We start from the raw sequence: 18,178 nt of genomic DNA, 5'->3' as shown, positions 1-18,178 counted from the left end.
CGACGAAGGCGCGGGAGTCCGGGACTCCCGCGCCTTCGCGTGATGGAGGGGTGCGCTCAGGGAGCGACGCGATCGGGGGCGACGCGCCCCGCCAGCATCGCCTCGAGGGCGGTGTCGTCGCGACGGGTCCGCGCGCGGCCCAGCGCGACGTCCGCCGCGAGGGCAGCGACGGCCGCGAGGCCGAGCGCCAGGATCCAGATCAGCCCGCCGTCCCACGGCAGACCGGCCCAGGTCAGCGCGACCCAGACGACCGCGGCCACGACACCGCCGATCGCCGGGATCAGGACCGACCCGTGCAGGTGCCGGTGCGGCAGCCCGTAGCGGGCGGCGAGACCGAGCAGGATCCCGCCGAGCGTGACGAAGAGGAGCTCCACGACGTGACCGTGCGGGAGGGGCTAGGCGACGAAGCCGACGCGGCGCGACTCCTCGGAGCCGACCTCGACGAAGGCGATGGTCTCGGTGGGGACGATGTAGATCTTGCCCTTCTCGTCGCGCAGGCGGAGGACCTTGGCGCCCGCCTCGAGCGCGGTGGTCACCGTCTTCTCGACCTCGGCCACGGACAGCGAGGACTCGAAGTTGAGCTCGCGCGGGGTGTTGACGATTCCGATACGGATTTCCACCAGCAGTGCCTTTCGGGAGGGGACGTGGCTGTCAGGATACGGGGTCCCGCCCGGCGGACGGCGCCGGTTTCGCGCTGAGCGGACCGTCTGCGCGGGGCCCGCGCGCGGCCGGACGGCCGTGTCGGGGGTCTTCGTTAGCGTGGTCGCGTGAGCGCTCCTCGAACCCCGGCACCCGCCTCCGACGAGGCGCCCGTCCGCGACGATCCGGCTCTCCGCGACCCGGCCTCCCGCGACCCTGCCCTCGACGAGCCGGCCGGGCCGGCGCTCGACGAGTCGCAGCGCGCCGTCCTCGCCCTGCCCGACGGCCGGAGCGCCGCTGTGCTCGGCGCACCCGGCTCGGGCAAGACGCGCACGATCGTCGAGCTCGTCGCCGAGCGCGTGCTGGAGCGCGGCTACGAGCCCGAGTCGATCGCCGTGCTCGCCGCCAGCCGGACGGCCGCGACCGCGCTGCGCGACGTGCTCGCGCTGCGCCTGGGCGTCCCGACGCGGGGCCCGCTCGCCCGCACCGCCACCTCGCTCGCGTTCGAGGCGGTGACCGCCGCGGCGAAGGAGCTCGGGATCGACCGGCCGACCCTCCTCACCGGCGGCGAGCAGGACGTCATCCTCTCCGAGCTGCTCGAGGGGCACCTCGAGGAGGGCACCGGGCCGCGCTGGCCGGACGAGTTCAGCCCGGAGGTGCTGCGGCTGCGCACCTTCCGCACCGAGCTGCGCGAGTTCGGGATGCGGGCCACCGAGCACGGACTCGACACCGCCGCGATCCGCCGGCTCGCGGTGGACGCCGATCGCGGCGAGTGGTCGGCCGCCGCGGCGGTGCTGAAGGAGTTCCGCGACGTCGTCGACTGGATGGCGCCGCAGGCGGGGACGAAGCTCGACGCGGCCGAGTTCGCGGCCTTCGCCGCCGAGACGATCCGCGGCGACGGCGGCGGGGAGCGGATCCGGGCCCTGCGCCTCGTGATCGTCGACGACATGCAGGAGGCGAGCGAGTCGACGGTGGTGCTGCTGCGCGCCCTCGCCGAGCGCGGGGTCACCGTGATCGCGTTCGGCGACCCGGACGTGGCGACGAGCGCCTACCGCGGCGCCGCCTCCGACACCCTCGGCCGCTTCGGCCCGGCGATCGGCGTGCGCGACGCCGAGACGCTGGTGCTCGGCCGCGTGCACCGGCACGGCGCGGCCCTGCGCGCCCTCGTCTCCGCGGCGACGCAGCGGATCGGCACGGCGGCCGCCGGCCGGCAGCGCGCCGCGACGGCCCCCGCGGAGGTGGACGGTGCTCCCGCCGCCCTGCTCGTGCTGCACGCGCCGACCGCCGCGCGCGAGGCCGCGACCGTGGCCCGGCTCCTGCGCGAGCGCCGCCTGCGCGACGGCGTGGCCTGGCGGCGGATGGCGGTCGTCGTCCGCTCCGGCGCGGCCGTGCAGCCGCTGCTGAAGGCGCTCGCCGTCGCCGAGGTGCCCACGCGCTCGGTGCTGGCGGGCCGCGCGCTTCGCGACGACCACGCCGCCCGGTCGCTGCTCGTGCTGATCGGGGTCGCGGTCGGCGAGCGGCCGCTCGACGCGGAGCTGGCGGCGGAGCTCCTGCTCGGGCCGTTCGGCGGCGTCGACCGGCTAGGGCTCCGCCGCCTGCGCCTCGCCCTCCGCGCCGAGGAGCTCGCGGGCGGGGGCATCCGCGCGAGCGACCCGCTGCTCGTCGAGGCGCTCCAGGCGCCGGGCCGCTTCGCGACGATCGACTCCGGGCCGGCCCGGCAGGCCGAGCGCCTCGCCGTCACGATCGACCGGATCCGGCGGCTGCACGCCGAGCAGGGCTCGATCGAGGAGCTGCTCTGGTCGGCCTGGGAGTCGAGCCGCGTCGCCTCCTCCTGGCGCGAGCTGGCACTGGGCACCGGGCTCACCGCCGCCGAGGCGAACCGCAACCTCGACGGCGTCGTCGCGCTCTTCAGCGCGGCGCGGCGCTTCGTCGAGCGGGCGCCCGGGCACTCGGCCATCGGCTTCGTCACCGAGATCCTCGAGGCGGAGGTTCCGGAGGACACGCTCGCGCCGCGCTCGGTGGAGGACGCGGTGCTGATCGGCACCCCCTCCTCCGTCGTCGGCCTCGAGTTCGACGTGGTCGTGGTCGCGCGCCTGCAGGACGGCGTCTGGCCGAACCTCCGCCAGCGCGGCTCGCTGCTCGACCCGGACGGGCTGATCCGGCACGCGCGCGGCGAGGGCGACCTGCCGCTGGACGCGCGGAAGGCCACGCTCGACGACGAGCTGCGGATGTTCGCGCTCGCCGCCTCCCGCGCCCGCCGCCAGCTCGTGCTCAGCGCCGTGGCGGGCGAGGACGAGACGCCGTCCCTCTTCTTCCGGCTCACCCCGCCCGATGCTCCGCGGCTCGACGCGGCGTCGGCGGTGCCGCTGACCCTGCGCGGGGCGGTCGCGGGGCTCCGCCGCACCGCGACGACGCCGAACTCGGCCGAGGCGCCCGCCGCGATCCGCGGGCTGCGCGCGCTGGCGCTGGCCGAGGTGCCCGGCGCCGACCCCTCCTCCTGGTACGGCGTCCTCGACCCCTCGACCACCGAGCCGCTCTTCGACCTCGACGACCCCGAGCGTCCGGTCTCCGTCTCGCCCAGCCGGCTCGAGGCGTTCGAGCGCTCGCCGCTCGACTGGTTCGTCGACGCCGTGTCGGGCTCGACGACGAGCACGGCGATGGGCGTCGGCACACTCGTGCACTGGGTGCTCGAGAACGCGGCGAGCACCGAGCCCGAGGCGCTCTGGGCCGAGCTCGAGTCGCGCTGGCCCGAGCTGGTCTTCGAGTCGCCGTGGCTCGGCGAGCGGCAGCTGCGGGTGACCCGCCGCCTGGTCGAGGGCCTCGCCGCCTACCTCGCGGACTTCGAGCGCGGCGGCGGCGCGGTGCTCGGCCGCGAGCAGCAGTTCGAGATCGACGTGCCGCCCGCCCGGATCCGCGGCTCGATCGACCGGGTCGAGCGCGCGCCGGACGGCTCGGTCGTGATCGTCGACCTCAAGACCGGCCGGAGCACCCCGCGCCAGGCCGACATCGCCGAGCACGCGCAGCTCGGGAGCTATCAGCTCGCGGTCGCCAGCGGCGCGATCGAGGCGGCCGGCCCGGACGAGGGCGGCGGAGCGAAGCTGCTGTTCGTCGCCAAGGGCGTCCGCGGGTCGCTCTACCGCGAGGTGGTGCAGCCCCGCTTCGGCGAGGAGGAGCTCGAGGCGCTGCGCGAGCGGGTCCGCGCCGCCGCGCGCGGCATGGCGTCCGCGGGCTTCTCCGGGCTGCTCGACGCGGTCCCCTTCTCCCCGGGCGACGCGCTGCGGTACCGGATCCACGCCGTGCCGGAGGTCTCGGGCGACGGGCTGCTGACGCTCGACGAGGTCGAGACGGAGGAGGAGGAGGAGGAGGAGGAGGAGGAGACCGCGGCTCCGGACGACTCCGCCCTCGATGCCGCGGACCCCGATCCCGTCGCGGACCCCGACTCCGTCGCCGACTCCGCTGCGCACCCCGAGGAGGGACCCCGACCGTGATCGACGCCCTGACCATCGCCGAGGCCCTCGACCTCCGCCCGCCGACCCTCGAGCAGCGCGCCGTCATCGAGGCCCCGCTCGCCCCGGCCCTCGTCGTCGCCGGCGCCGGCAGCGGCAAGACCGAGACGATGGCGAACCGCGTGCTGTGGCTGCTCGCCAACGGGCTCGCGGCGCCGTCCGAGGTGCTCGGCCTCACCTTCACCCGCAAGGCCGCGGCCGAGCTCGGCGAGCGGATCGGCCGCCGGATCGACCAGCTCGGGGCGGCCGGCCTGCTGCCGCTGCGCGAGGACCAGACCGAGCCCGACCCGTTCGAGGCCGCCACGGTCTCCACCTACAACGCCTTCGCGAACACGATCTTCCGCGACAACGCCGCGCTCATCGGCCGGGAGGGCGATGCGACCGTCCTCTCGGAGGCGTCCGCCTGGCACCTGGCCCGCGGCGTCGTCGCCGACACCGCCGACCCGCGCATCCTCGAGGTCGAGGCGAGCATCGACCGCCTGACCGATCTCACCGTCGCGCTCGCCCACGATCTCGCCGACAACCTGGCCGACCCGGCCGAGGTGGCGGGCTTCGCGGAGGAGTTCCTGCGCCTCGGCGAGCTGCCCCGCGGCTCCAGCGGCTCCGGTCTCTACCGCGAGCTCGAGAAGGCGCTGCAGGCCGTCGGCGCGCTGCCGGTGCTGACCGCGCTCGCCGAGCGCTTCCAGGAGGCGAAGGCGGAGCGCGGCTTCGTCGAGTTCTCGGACCAGGTGGCGCTCGCACTGCGGATCATCGAGCGCGTGCCCCGCGTCGTCGACGAGCACCGCGCCCGCTACCGGGTCGTGCTGCTCGACGAGTACCAGGACACCTCGGTGCTGCAGACCCGTCTGCTCGCGCGGCTCTTCGCCGAGCAGGGCGTGATGGCGGTCGGCGACCCGCACCAGTCGATCTACGGCTGGCGCGGAGCGAGCGCCGAGGGCCTCGGCCGCTTCGCGCTCGACTTCGGCTCCGCGGCCCGTTTCTCGCTGTCCACCAGCTGGCGGAACGGCCACGGGGTGCTCGCCGCGGCGAACGCCGTCGTCGCGCCGCTCACCGCGGGCAGCGCCGTGCCGGTGGACCGCCTCGCCGCCGGGCCGGGCGCCTCGGACCACGCCGTCGAGCTGACCTTCCCCGAGACGATCGAGGACGAGGCCGACGACGTCGCGCGCTGGTTCGCCGGCCGGATCGCCGAGAGCGCCGAGCGCGGGGAGGATCCGCCGTCGGCCGCGGCGCTGTTCCGGGTCCGGGCGCACATGGACCGCTTCGCCGCCGCCCTCGCCCGGCACGGCGTCCGGTACCACATCCTCGGGATCGGCGGCCTGCTCCGCCAGCCGGAGATCGCCGACCTCGTCGCCGCGCTCACCGTGGTGGAGGACCCGGCCGCGGGCAGCGAGCTCGTCCGCCTCCTCGCCGGCGCGCGCTGGCGCCTCGGCGTCCGCGATCTGCGCGCGCTGCGCGATCTCGCCTCCTGGCTCGCCTCGCGCGACCACGCGCACCGCCTGCTGCCGGAGGAGGTGCGCGAGCGGATGCGCGCCTCCGTCACCGAGGGCGAGGGCGGCTCGATCATCGAGGCCCTCGACTTCATCGCCTCGCGGCGCCCCGGCGACGACGGCCGGATCGACCACTCCGCGCTGTCCTCCTTCAGCGACGAGGGGCTGCGCCGACTGCACGACGCCGGCACGCTCTTCGCCCGGCTGCGCGCCCGTGCGGGCCTCGACCTGCTCGACTTCGTCACCCTGGTCGAGCAGGAGCTCGGCCTCGACATCGAGGTGGAGGCCAACGAGTCGCGCAGCGACGGCCGCGCCAATCTCGAGGCGTTCCGCGAGGCGGTGTCCGGCTACCTGCAGACCGACGACCGCGGCGCCGGCACCGGCTCGTCGCTCCGCGGGTTCCTGCGCTGGCTCGTGCTCGCGGACAAGCGCGACGGCCTCGCGCCGCGCCCGGAGGACCCGGAGCCCGGCACCGTCCAGCTGCTCACGATCCACGGCTCGAAGGGCCTCGAGTGGGACCTGGTCGCCGTGCCGCGGATGGTCGACGGCGAGCTGCCCGGCACCCCCGTCGAGGGCTTCCGCGGCTGGGTGCGCCTCGGCGCCATGCCCTACGCCTTCCGCGGCGACGCGGCCGAGCTGCCGGACCTCGCCTGGCGCGGCTGCGCCACGCAGAAGGAGGTCGTCGACGCGATCGCCGACTTCGGCGACACCCTGCGCGAGCGCAACGAGTCCGAGGAGCGCCGCCTCGCCTACGTCGCCGTGACCCGGGCGCGGCACCACCTGCTGCTCAGCGGATCCTGGTGGGCCGGCCAGGCCAAGCCGCGCGGGCCCGGCGTCTTCCTGCGCGACCTCGCCGAGGCCGACGCGCTCCCGGAGCTCCCGGCCGAGCCGTCGAACCTCGAGAACCCGCTCGAGCAGGCCCCGCGGACCTTCCACTGGCCGCACGATCCGCTCGGCGCCCGCGGCGACCGCGTGCGCGCGGCGGCCGAGCGCGTGCGCGTCGCCGAGCCGGCACTGCTCGGCGCCCGCGGCGCGGACGTCCGCCTGCTGCTCGCCGAGCGCGCCGTGCGCCTCGCGGGCGGCGAGCGCGTCGGCCTGCCCACCCGCATCCCCGCGTCGCGGTTCAAGGACATCGTCAGCACCCCGGCCGAGGTCGTCGCGCAGCTGCGGCGGCCGATGCCCGAGCGCCCGTACCGGCAGACCCGGCTCGGCACGACCTTCCACTCCTGGGTCGAGAACCGCTTCGGCATCCAGGGCGAGTCCGAGGCCGTCGACACCTTCCCGGACGAGCTCGACGACGGCGGCGCGACGGCGGCCGGTGCCGAGGGCGAGCAGCTCGCCGGGCTGATCGAGACCTTCGAGCGCTCGGAGTGGGCCGATCGCCGTCCCGAGGCGGTCGAGATCGAGATCCACCTGCAGCTGGCGGGGCACGTCGTCGTCTGCAAGCTCGACGCGGTCTACCGCACCGACGACGGCTTCCAGATCGTCGACTGGAAGACCGGCCGCGCCCCGAAGGACGCGGCCGACCTCGAGCTCAAGCAGTTCCAGCTCGCGCTGTACCGCCTCGCCTACTCGCGCTGGAAGGGCGTGCCGCTGGAGAGCGTCGACGCGGTGTTCTACTTCGTCGCCGACGACCTCGTGCTGCGGCCCGAGCGCTTCTACTCGGAGCGCGAGCTCTCGGAGTCGCTCTCCTCGGCGACGGGGGCGAGCCCGCGGCCGTGAGCGGAGGAGCCGGTCCGCGCGCCGGGGGTGCGGTTCAGCAGCTCCTCGACCTCGGAGACCTCGAGCACCGGCCCGGTGTCGGTGGAGAGTGGCGCGGAGAGGTCGCCGAGGACGCTGTCGACCAGGAGGTCGAGCATGCCCACCGCGTCGTCGACGATCGCCGAGTCCTCGGTCTCGGTCCCGTGCAGCAGCCAGCGCGCGAGCTCGAGCTCGGCGTAGAGCTGGGCGCGCTGGCGGATCGTGCGGTCGACCGCCCCGGCGCGCATCCGCGAGTACGCGGCGAAGGCCGTGCCCGCGCCCGGCGCGCTGAGCAGCCAGTGCAGATCGCGCGCCGGGTCGCCGACGCGCAGCGCCGCCCAGCCGAGCACCGCGCTGACGGAGTCGCCGGTGCGGAGGAAGGAGTCGGAGGTCATCGAGCCGTTGACCACCGTCGGGTCGAACTGCCAGAGCGCCTCGTCGGAGGAGGCCGACTCCCAGCGCGCGACGAGCGCGGCGGGGACGTGCCCGGTGTCGGCCGCGCGCTCGATCACGGCGACCGTCTCGTTGACGCTGTCGCGGGCCGACGCGACGGGCAGTCCCGCCTCCTGCACGAACGACGCGGGCAGCGAGTGGATCGCGCCGATCGCGCGCCCGATCGAGTCCGCGAGCCCGCTCGAGGCCTCGACGTCGTCGATCAGCACGCGGTCGCCCTCGAGGTACTGGTAGACGACGCCGCGGGTGCCGTCGAACGGCGTCTGCCCGATGCTCTCCTGCAGATCGAACGGCAGGCGGCTGCGGATGCCGGCGGTGAGCGCGCGCAGGGCGACGAGGTCGCCGAGCTGCTCCTGCTCGGCCAGCGGCGAGGTCGGCACGCGCACCACCAGGCGGGCGCCGTCGCGCGTGGTCAGGAGCGCGGAGTCGAAGTCCCCGTGCGTCGAGTGCGTGAATTCGCGCGCGGTCCGGACGTCGAGGCCCTCGACGGCCGAAGTGGCCAGCGCGGCTAGAGTGAGATGGGATCTGGCCATGCTCACCAGGGTAGGTCGCCGGGCGCCCGACCGGCCGGTCGCCACGCGCTGACCAGCCGATGCCGTCGAGGAGCCGCGCTCCTCCCGGTCGCCTCCCGGCCCGCCACCTCCTCGGCCCCGCACCGGCCGTCCCCCGGCACCGCTTCGAAATGAGCCCGCATGATCCCGTCCTTCTCCGACCGACTCCCGCTCGCCCGCCAGGCGGTCGACCGCGACTACCTCGCCCGCGCGCGCCCCGAGCTCTTCGACGAGCTCGACGCGGACCCGGCCACCCGCGTCCTCCTGCTCCGCGGCGACCGCGCCCTCGTGTCGGGCGAGAGCCTCGCGCTGCGCCCCGCGGCCGACGTGCCGGCCGGCGCGCTCCGCCTCTACCTCGGCCGCACCACCGTCGACGCCGAGGGCGAGCCCGCGGGCACCCCCGTCGTCGCCGCCGTGCTCACGGAGGAGCAGGCGAGCGCCCTCGCGCCCGACGACGCCGCCTGGGGCGCGCTGCGCACCCTCGCCGAGCACCTCAGCGACCGCGACGCCGGCCTCTTCACCGAGGCGCTCGCGATGGTCAACTGGCACGCCTCGCACGGCTTCTCGCCGCGCAACGGCGAGGCGACCGTCGTCGAGCAGGGCGGCTGGGTCCGCCGCTCGCCCGCCGACGGCAGCCAGGTCTTCCCGCGCACCGATCCGGCGATCATCGTCTGCGTCCTCGACGCCGACGACCGCCTGCTGCTGGGCTCCAACGCGATGTGGGGCACCGGCCGCTTCTCGCTGCTGGCCGGCTTCGTCGAGCCGGGGGAGTCGCTCGAGGCGGCCGTCGTCCGCGAGATCTTCGAGGAGTCGGGCATTCGCGTCGTCGACCCGCAGTACCTCGGCTCGCAGCCCTGGCCGTTCCCGGCCTCGCTGATGGTCGGCTTCACCGCGCGCCTGGCCGACGACCAGGCCCCCGCCGACCTCCTGCCCGACGGCGAGGAGATCGTCGCCCTGCGCTGGTTCACCCGCCAGCAGCTGCACGACTCGCTCGACTCGGTGCTGCTGCCCGGCCGCTCGTCGATCGCCCGCGCGATGATCGAGGACTGGTACGGGGGATCGCTCGAGAACGGCCCCATCGTCGCGTGACCCTGCTCGACGGACTCGACGAGGGGCAGCGCGAGGCGGCGGAGGCGCTGCTCGGCCCGGTCTGCGTCCTGGCCGGCGCGGGCACCGGCAAGACGCGGACCATCACGCACCGGATCGCGCACGGCGTAGCCACCGGCGTCTACACGCCCGCCCGCGTCATGGCGCTCACCTTCACCAGCCGCTCGGCCGCCGAGCTGCGCTCCCGGCTGCGGGTGCTGGGCGCGGGCGGCGTCATGGCCCGGACGTTCCACGCCGCCGCGCTCTCGCAGCTCGGCTTCTTCTGGCCGCAGCTGGTCGGCGGCACCATGCCGCAGCTGCTCGACGGCAAGGCGCGGCTGCTCGGCCACGCGGCGGAGCGGCTCCGGCTGAAGCTGGACACCGCGACGCTCCGCGACCTCTCCGCCGAGATCGAGTGGCGGAAGGTCTCGGCCCTCTCGCTCGAGCAGTACGCCGTCGCCGCGCGGACCCGGGCCCTGCCCGGCCGCCTGACCCTCGAGCAGACCGTCGCGATGGTCGACGAGTACGAGGGCCTGAAGGACCAGCGCCGCCAGATCGACTTCGAGGACGTCCTGCTCGTCACGGCCGGCATGCTCGAGTCCGAGCCCGCGATGGCGATGCAGGTCCGGGAGCAGTACCGCTTCTTCGTCGTCGACGAGTACCAGGACGTGAACCCGCTCCAGCAGCGGCTGCTCGAGCTCTGGCTCGGCGACCGCAGCGACCTCTGCGTGGTCGGCGACGCGAGCCAGACCATCTACTCCTTCGCCGGCGCCCGCGCCGACTACCTCCTCGACTTCGGCACGCGCTGGCCGGCCGCGACGGTCGTGCGGCTCGAGGAGAACTACCGCTCCGCGCCACCGATCGTGCAGACGGCGAACCGCCTGATGCGCGGCCGGCCCGGCGCTCTCGTGCTGCACTCCGCGGCCGGCGCGCCCGCCACGGCGGCCGCTCCGGAGCCGGCGATCGACTCCTACCCCGACGACGTGGCCGAGGCCAGGGGAGTGGCGGCGCGCGTCGCGGCCGACATCGAGGCGGGCGTGCGCCCCTCCGCCATCGCGATCCTCTTCCGCACCAACTCGCAGTCCGCGATCCTCGAGCGCGCACTGCACGAGCGCGGCGTCGCGGCGCACCTGCGCGGCGGCAAGCGCTTCTTCGACCTGCCCGAGGTGAAGCAGGCGGTGATGCAGCTGCGCGCGGCCTCGGTCTCCATCTCGGGGGAGCCGCTGTTCAAGTCGGTCAGCGACGTCCTGCGCTCGCTGGGCTGGAGCGCCGAGCCGCCCTCCGCGCCCGGCGCCGTGCGCGAGCGCTGGGAGTCGCTGGACACGCTCGCCCGGCTCGTCGACGAGGCGCCGGCCGGCTGGACCTTCAAGCAGTTCACCGACGACCTCCTCGCCCGCCAGCAGGTGCACCACGAGCCGGACCGCGCGGCGGTCACCCTGGCCACCTTCCACTCCGCCAAGGGGCTCGAGTGGGAGTCGGTGCACCTGATGGGGCTGACCGAGGGCCTGCTGCCGATCTCGTACGCGAGCGGGCTCGAGGCGATCGACGAGGAGCGCCGGCTGCTCTACGTCGGCATCACCCGTGCCCGGCAGCGGCTGCGGCTGTCCTGGTCGCAGTCGACGGTGGGCCGGGTCACGCGGCGGGAGCCGTCGCGCTTCCTCGCAGAGATCGGCACGCGCACTCGCGGTGCGGCTCCAGCCGGCGCTCGCTGAACGCTCCGGAGGCGTCCGAGTAGGTGCGCACGCTGCTCCGCAGCCCGGTCCAGCCGGCGTGCAGCCGCCGGAGCGCGGCGTCGGCAGCCGCGACCGCGACGGCGGCGCTGGAGAGCGGAGTCCGGGTCGCCGCGGTCGCGCCGAGCACCTGGATGACCAGCCGCGGCCAGTCGGGGTCGAGGTCGATCCGGTCGCGGTAGGCGCAGTGCAGGCAGGGCCCCGCGCCCGGCTCGACGAGCGGGCCGATCCGCACCGACTCGTCGCCGAAGACGACCGCCAGGTGCGGCACATCGCTCGAGAGCCAGTGCGCGGCGCGGGCCGGCGCGACCGCGAAGTCCGCGACCAGCACCGCGAGCTCCGGCAGCGCGTCCTCGCCGACCAGCTCGCAGCCCTCGCCGCGCAGCAGACCGCGCAGGGCGTCCGCCGCCGAGCCGGCGCCCTCGACGACCACCCTCGGGGGCACCGGCGGCGTCGGGTCGATGCGGCGCACCAGGACGGGGCGGAGAGCCGCGAGCACCTCGTCGACTCGCGCGTCCGAGGCGCCGGCGCGCGTCGCGATCAGCCGTGCCGTGCCGGTGCTCGTGCCGAGCCGCAGCGCGTGCAGCAGCAGCTCCTCGGCGTAGCCCACTCCCTCGAGCACCACGCGCGGGTGGTCGAGGCCGATCTGCATCGCGGTCGCGGAGCGCCAGACGAGGGGGAAGCGGGGATCGAGCCGGAGGACCATCGGGAGATCATGGCCGAGAGCGGCTCGGCGGCGCGGGAGTTGTCCACAGGTCGTGGACCGCTCCCGCGCGGGGGTCGGACGGTGGGGTCAGACGGGTCGATCGCCGGTGGGCGGGGTGCCGTCGTCGTCCGGACGGGTGCCGTCCGCGGTGCCGCCGTCGACGTCGCCGTCGACGCCGTCCTCCGGCGCCGTGGGCGTCGTGCCGTTCAGCAGCTCCTCGAGCGCGCGGTCCATCTCGTCGGGCTCCGGGGTCTCGCCCCGGGCCTCGGCGCTCAGGCGGGCGACCAGGCGCGAGGGGTCGTCCAGGTCCTCCGAGCCGGGGAGCACGTCGGGGTGCGACCAGAGCGCGTCGCGCGCCTCCGGGCCCACCGCGTCGGTGACGGCCTGCCACATCGCGGCGGCCTCGCGGAGCCGGCGCGGCCGCAGCTCGAGCCCGACGAGGGTCGCGAAGGCCGACTCGGCGGGGCCGCCGGACGCGCGGCGGCGGCGGACGGTCTCGGCGATCGCGCCGGCGCTGGGCAGGCGCGTGGTCGCCGCGGCGGTGACCACGTCGACCCAGCCCTCGATCAGCGCGAGCATCGTCTCGAGGCGGCCGTGCGCCGCGAGCTGCTCCTCCGTCTTCGGCGGGATCAGCGCGCCGGACGTCATCGCGTCGCGCAGCTCCTCGGGGTTCGAGGGGTCGAAGTTCTCGGCGAGCTCCTCGAGGCGGCTCGTGTCGATCGTGATGCCCCGGGCGAAGTCGGTGATCTGCGAGATGAGCGCGAGCCGGACCCACTTGCCGTGCCGGAACAGCCGGGCGTGCGCCAGCTCCCGCACCGCGAGGTAGATCTGCACCTGGTCGACGGGGATGTCGAGGCCCTCGCCGAACGCCGCGACGTTCTGCGGCAGGATCGCCGCGTCGTTCTCCTCGAGCAGGGGGATGCCGATGTCGCCGCCCGAGACGACCTCGGCGGCGAGCTGGCCCACCACCTGGCCGAGCTGGAGGGCGAAGAGGGTGCCGCCGATGCCGCGCATCATGTCCTCGGCGCCGGCGATCATCGACTGCATCTCCTCCGGCGCCTGGTCGCGCATCACACCGGTGAGCGCGTTCGAGATGCTGAGGGCGACCGGCTCGGCGAGCTGCGTCCAGACCGGCATCGTCAGCGAGATCCACTCGAGCCGGCTGATGGTGCGGGGCGCGCGGCTCAGCTCGGAGACGTAGGCGACCTCGTCGAGCCACAGCGCCGCGACGCCGAAGGCGCCGTCGAACGGCGCGCGGACGGCGTCGGTGACCGGGACGGACTCGGCACGGGCCAGCTGCTTCGCCTGCTCGAGCGCGAGCGACCAGTTGATGCCGCCTCCCGTCTGCTGCATCGCGCTCTGCAGCTGCGAGAGCAGGTTCTGCAGCGCGGCCGGGTCGTTCGGGAGGCCCGCGGCGCCCGCGAGCCTGCTCGGGTCGATGGGTCCGTCCCCGGAGAGGAACTGCCGGAGCATCTCGCGGAACTCGTCCTCGGAGCCGCCGCCCGGTCGGTCCGCGTTGTCGCCTTCGGCCATTCGGAGAGCCCTCCCTCGTCGGGTGGAGCCGGCCTCTGCACGCCCGGTTCGGGCGACGGATCGTGACACGACTCCCAGTCGTGCAAGCTACGTTAGCCCGAGCGTCCGAGGCCACGACGTGAAGTCGACCGCCCGGCCCCGACCCGCTTCCGCCCGCCGCGAACACGCCGGCGCCGCCGCCCTGCACGTCCCCAGAAAGGCCCCCCTGTGCTGTTCTCCGCCGACCCGCGCCCCTCCTCCCCGCGCGGCCGGCGCGCCTGGGTCGGCCCCGCGGTCCTCTTCTCCGGCGTCGCCCTCGTGGTCGGCCTCGGCGTCACCCCCTCCCCGTACGTGATCGAGCAGCCGGGCCCTGTCTTCGACACCCTCGGCACGAGCGGCGAGGACGTGCCGCTCATCTCCATCCCCGACGAGCCGACCTACCCCACCGAGGGCACCCTCGACATGCTGACCGTCTCGGTGGTCGGCAACCCGCAGAGCCTGCCCACCTGGATCGAGGTCGCCGCCGCCTGGTTCGACCGCACCAAGGCCGTCGTCCCCGTCGCGCAGATCTTCCCGCCCACCTCCACGGTCGAGGAGCGCGACGAGGCGAACCAGGCCGAGATGACCGGCTCGCAGCAGGAGGCGATCGCGGCCGCGCTCACCGAGCTCGGCTACCCGATCGGCCAGCGCGTCTCGGTCGCGCAGATCCCGGACGACTCGCCCGCCGACGGTGTGCTCGAGCCCGGCGACGAGATCCTCGCCGTCGCGGGTGAGCCGGTCGCCGACGTCCCGGCCCTCCGCGACGCCGTCCAGGCCTCGGGCACGCAGCAGCCGATCACTCTCACCGTCGAGCGCGACGGCGCCGACCAGGACGTGCAGGTCACCCCGGTCGAGGTCGACGGAGCGGCGGTCATCGGCATCGTCGCCGGCGCGGTCTTCGACTTCCCCTTCGAAGTGGACATCCGCCTCGACGACGTCGGCGGGCCGAGCGCGGGCATGATGTTCGCGCTCGGGATCATCGACAAGCTCACCGAGGGCGCCCTCAACGGCGGCGAGTCCGTCGCCGGCACCGGCACCATCGACGTCGCGGGCGAGGTCGGCGCGATCGGCGGCATCCGGCAGAAGATGTTCGGCGCGGTCGACGCGGGGGCGCAGTACTTCCTCGCTCCCGCCGACAACTGCAACGAGGTCGTCGGCCACGTCCCCGACGGCCTGAGCGTCTTCAGCGTCGCGACCCTGGACGACGCCCTCGCCGCCCTCCGCGGCATCGACTCCGGCGACACCGCCGCCCTCCCCACCTGCGACGCCGCGACCCCGATCGACTGACGCCGGCGAGTAGCCCGCGCAGCGGGCGCACCGAGATCCACCGCCGCGAGTGGACGCAGGGTGGGCACTGTCGAAGCAGGAGACCCCGGCTCCGGTCCACTCGCGGGATCGTCGGCGTGCGAGTGGACCGCAAGCGGGGCCTGCGTGCTGGCCGGGGGCCGCTTCGCGTCCGTTCGACGATGATCGCCGGCCCGCGGATCGGCGCGGGGTCTCGATACGCCCCTGCGGGGCTACTCGACCAGCATGGGCGGGCGGGTCCCGCCGCGCCCCCCTGCCCCTGTGGGGCTGCTCGACCCGCACGGGGCGCGCGCCCCCGCGGGGCTGCTCGACCGGCGTGCGGGAGACGGGCCGCGGCGTGTCCGCTCAGAGCGGAGGCGCGCGACCGCTCCCTGAGGGCGACGCTCAGGTGACCCCGGCACGCGTCGCCTACCATGGGGAGCCTCCCGTCACATCTCTACAGCAAGAGGCTTATCCGTGAGTTCTGCAGCAACCGAAGCCCCGCCGCGCAAGAGACGGAGCGTTCTCGCCGTCACGGTCGTGGTGGTCGCCGTGCTGGTGGTGGCGTTCTTCGTCTTCGCCGGCCTCTACACCGACATCCTCTGGTACGACCAGCTCGGGTTCCTCTCGGTGCTCACGACGCAGTGGTTCGCCGCGGGCGGGCTGTTCGTCATCGGCTTCGTCGCGATGGCCGTCCCCGTCTTCGTGAGCCTGACGCTCGCGTACCGGCTCCGCCCGGTCTACGCCAAGCTCAACTCGCAGATCGACCGCTACCAGCAGGTCGTCGAGCCGCTGCGGCGCCTGGCGACCTTCGGCATCCCGGCCGTCCTCGGCCTCTTCGCCGGCGTCTCCTCGTCCACCCGCTGGCAGACGAGCCTCACCTTCTGGAACCGCACGCCCTCGGGCGACACGGATCCGCTGTTCGGACTCGACACGTCCTTCTACCTCTTCGAGCTGCCCTTCTACCAGAGCATCGTCGGCTTCGCCTCGGCGGTCCTGATCATCTCGGCGCTCGCCACCCTGGCCACCGGCTACCTCTACGGCGCGATCCGGATCAACGGCCGCGAGGTGCGCATCTCGAAGTCGTCGCGCATCCAGCTCGCGATCATCGCGGCGCTCTACCTGCTCGTGCAGGCGGTCAGCCTCTGGCTCGACCAGTACGCGACCCTCAGCCGTCAGGGTGTCCGCATCACCGGCGCGACCTACGCCTCCGTCAACGCGACCATCCCCGGCCTGCAGATCCTCGCGGCGATCTCCGCGCTGATCGCGGTCCTGTTCATCATCACGGCCTTCATCGGCCGCTGGCGCCTGCCGGTCATCGGCACCGCGCTCCTCATCGTGGCGAGCCTGCTCGTCGGCTCGCTCTACCCGTGGGTCGTGCAGAAGTTCCAGGTGGAGCCGAACGAGCGCACGCTCGAGTCGCAGTACATCCAGGACAACATCGACATGACGCGGCAGGCCTACGGCGTCTCCGACGTCCAGGTCATCCCGTACGACGCGACGACCGACGCCGAGCCGGGCGCGCTGCGCTCCGACGCCGAGACCACGGCCAACATCCGCATCCTCGACCCCGCGGTCGTGACCGACGCCTTCTCGCAGCTGCAGCAGTTCCGCCAGTACTACTCCTTCGGCGACCAGCAGAACGCGCTCGACGTCGACCGCTACTCGATCGACGGCGCGACGCAGGACGCCGTCGTCGGCGTCCGCGAGCTGAATCTCAACGGCCTCGGCAACAACCAGACCTGGTACAACCAGACGCTCGTCTACACCCACGGCTACGGTCTGGTCGCCGCCTACGGCAACCAGCGCTCGGCCGACGGCGAGCCCGTCTTCATCGAGTCGGGCGTCCCGACGACCGGAGACCTCGGCGACTACGAGCCGCGCATCTACTTCGGCGAGAACTCGCCGGCGTACTCGATCGTCGGCGGCACCGGCGACCGCAACATCGAGCTCGACTACCCGTCGGGCACCGAGGGCGAGCAGCAGACCTACACGACCTTCGACGGCGAGGGCGGACCCTCGCTCGACAACGTCTTCAAGAAGCTCGTCTACGCGATCAAGTTCCAGTCCGAGCAGATCTTCCTCTCGGACGGCGTCAACGCGCAGTCGCAGATCCTCTACGACCGCGACCCGGTGCAGCGCGTGCAGAAGGTCGCGCCGTACCTGACGCTCGACTCGGACGCCTACCCGACCGTGGTCGACGACCGCGTCGTCTGGGTGGTCGACGGCTACACCACCTCCGCGGACTACCCGTACTCGGAGGTGCAGAGCCTCTCGCAGGCGATCGCCGACACGAACACGCAGCAGCAGTTCCCGACCGACGACGTCAACTACATCCGCAACTCGGTCAAGGCGACGGTCGACGCCTACGACGGCAGCGTCACGCTGTACGCCTGGGACACCGAGGACCCGATCCTGCAGACCTGGCAGAAGATCTTCCCGAGCACCGTCGAGCCGATCAGCGAGATGTCCGGCGAGCTGCTCAGCCACGTCCGCTACCCGGAGGACCTCTTCAAGGTCCAGCGCGCCGTCCTCGGCACGTACCACGTCACCGACGCGGGCTCCTTCTACTCCCGCGAGGCAGCCTGGTCCACGCCGAACGACCCGACCAGCGGCAACTCCGCCGCGGCCGCGGTCGGCGGCGACACCCTGCAGCCGCCGTACTACCTGACGCTGCAGACGCCGGACGTCGAGACGCCGTCGTACTCGCTGTACTCCACGTACATCCCGGCGAGCACGCCCGGCAGCCAGGCGAGCCGCAACGTGCTCACCGGCTACCTCGTCGCCGACTCGGACGCGGGCTCGTCGGAGGGCGCGGTGGCCGACGGCTACGGCACGCTCCGCCTGCTCGAGCTGCCGAGCGACGACACGGTGCCCGGCCCCGGTCAGGTGCAGAACGCGTTCAACACCGACCCGACGGTCGCGAACCAGCTGGCGCTGCTCCAGCGCGGTGACACCACCGTCACGCGGGGCAACCTGCTGACCCTCCCGGTCGGCGGCGGTCTGCTCTACGTGCAGCCGATCTACGTCAGCTCGAACGGCGACACGAGCTTCCCGCTCCTGCAGAAGGTGCTGGTCGCGTTCGGCGACGACATCGCCTTCGAGGACACGCTCGACGCCGCACTGGACAGCCTCTTCGGCGGCGACTCCGGAGCGGACGCCGGCGACACCGGAACGGTCGTCACGCCGACCCCGACGCCGACCGACACGGCCGACCCGGGCACCGGCGACACCGGGACCGGCGACGCGGGCACGGAGACGGGCGGCACCGGCGGTGCGACCGGCGACCAGACCGAGCTCCAGGCCGCGCTGAGCGACGCGAGCGCCGCTCTCGCCGCCCGCGAGTCGGCACTGCGCTCCGGCGACCTGACCGCGTTCGCGGCGGCCGACGAGCAGCTCACCGAGGCGCTCCAGCGGGCGCTGGCGGCAGAGGGGCAGCAGTAGG

General features: G+C 74.2%; 11 protein-coding genes. 6 read left to right on the top strand and 5 right to left on the bottom strand.

From position 1 onward, the window contains the following. Window positions 1-56: 56 nt before the first annotated feature. Entirely contained in the window at window positions 57-374 is a 318-nt protein-coding gene (locus tag HQQ82_RS16345; protein ID WP_173235104.1) for a hypothetical protein, read from the bottom strand. 21 nt (window positions 375-395) lie between these two features. Beyond that, window positions 396-620: a DUF3107 domain-containing protein gene (locus HQQ82_RS16340; protein WP_123447586.1), complete on the bottom strand. Its 225-nt coding sequence runs from the start codon at window positions 618-620 to the stop codon at window positions 396-398. A 147-nt stretch (window positions 621-767) separates the two neighbouring features. Here HQQ82_RS16340 and HQQ82_RS16335 point away from each other — a divergent pair, with 147 nt between their 5' ends. After that, window positions 768-4,127 (top strand): ATP-dependent DNA helicase, encoded by a 3,360-nt coding sequence (locus tag HQQ82_RS16335; protein ID WP_173235102.1) that lies wholly within the window; start codon window positions 768-770, stop codon window positions 4,125-4,127. Continuing rightward, on the top strand, window positions 4,124-7,354 hold the full coding sequence (locus HQQ82_RS16330) for an ATP-dependent DNA helicase (protein WP_173235100.1): 3,231 nt from the start codon (window positions 4,124-4,126) through the stop codon (window positions 7,352-7,354). Before HQQ82_RS16335 ends, HQQ82_RS16330 begins: the two co-directional genes overlap by 4 nt. Here the strand turns inward: HQQ82_RS16330 and HQQ82_RS16325 are convergent. Then, window positions 7,291-8,358 carry a phosphotransferase gene (locus HQQ82_RS16325; protein WP_173235098.1) on the bottom strand — a complete coding sequence of 356 codons (1,068 nt, stop codon included), beginning with the start codon at window positions 8,356-8,358 and terminating at the stop codon, window positions 7,291-7,293. The genes HQQ82_RS16330 and HQQ82_RS16325 overlap by 64 nt on opposite strands. Before the next feature lie 159 nt (window positions 8,359-8,517). On the opposite strand from HQQ82_RS16325, the gene nudC reads away from it, so the two are divergent. Continuing rightward, on the top strand, window positions 8,518-9,465 hold the full coding sequence (gene nudC, locus HQQ82_RS16320; RefSeq protein ID WP_173235096.1) for an NAD(+) diphosphatase: 948 nt from the start codon (window positions 8,518-8,520) through the stop codon (window positions 9,463-9,465). Further along, the gene (locus tag HQQ82_RS16315) at window positions 9,462-11,174 is read left to right on the top strand and encodes an ATP-dependent helicase (RefSeq protein WP_173235094.1); all 1,713 of its coding nucleotides are present in this window, start codon (window positions 9,462-9,464) and stop codon (window positions 11,172-11,174) included. Before nudC ends, HQQ82_RS16315 begins: the two co-directional genes overlap by 4 nt. Here HQQ82_RS16315 and HQQ82_RS16310 read toward each other — a convergent pair. Together HQQ82_RS16310 and HQQ82_RS16305 are read right to left on the bottom strand one after the other, a co-directional pair. After that, the gene (locus HQQ82_RS16310) at window positions 11,095-11,898 is read right to left on the bottom strand and encodes a hypothetical protein (RefSeq protein WP_173235092.1); all 804 of its coding nucleotides are present in this window, start codon (window positions 11,896-11,898) and stop codon (window positions 11,095-11,097) included. The genes HQQ82_RS16315 and HQQ82_RS16310 overlap by 80 nt on opposite strands. A gap of 87 nt (window positions 11,899-11,985) precedes the next feature. Continuing rightward, window positions 11,986-13,431 carry a zinc-dependent metalloprotease gene (locus HQQ82_RS16305; RefSeq protein WP_173235089.1) on the bottom strand — a complete coding sequence of 482 codons (1,446 nt, stop codon included), beginning with the start codon at window positions 13,429-13,431 and terminating at the stop codon, window positions 11,986-11,988. Between the two features lie 207 nt (window positions 13,432-13,638). On the opposite strand from HQQ82_RS16305, the gene HQQ82_RS16300 reads away from it, so the two are divergent. Further along, a complete protein-coding gene (locus HQQ82_RS16300) occupies window positions 13,639-14,736 on the top strand; it encodes a S16 family serine protease (RefSeq protein ID WP_173235087.1) in 1,098 nt (365 codons plus the stop codon). A 474-nt stretch (window positions 14,737-15,210) separates the two neighbouring features. After that, window positions 15,211-18,177 carry a UPF0182 family protein gene (locus HQQ82_RS16295; RefSeq protein ID WP_367947981.1) on the top strand — a complete coding sequence of 989 codons (2,967 nt, stop codon included), beginning with the start codon at window positions 15,211-15,213 and terminating at the stop codon, window positions 18,175-18,177. Window position 18,178 lies beyond the last annotated feature (1 nt).

Source organism: Rathayibacter sp. VKM Ac-2856, assembly GCF_013205055.1.
Taxonomy (GTDB): Bacteria; Actinomycetota; Actinomycetes; order Actinomycetales; family Microbacteriaceae; genus Rathayibacter.
The sequence above is the reverse complement of the archived record's forward strand: the minus strand, read 5'-3'. Positions and strand labels throughout refer to the sequence as shown.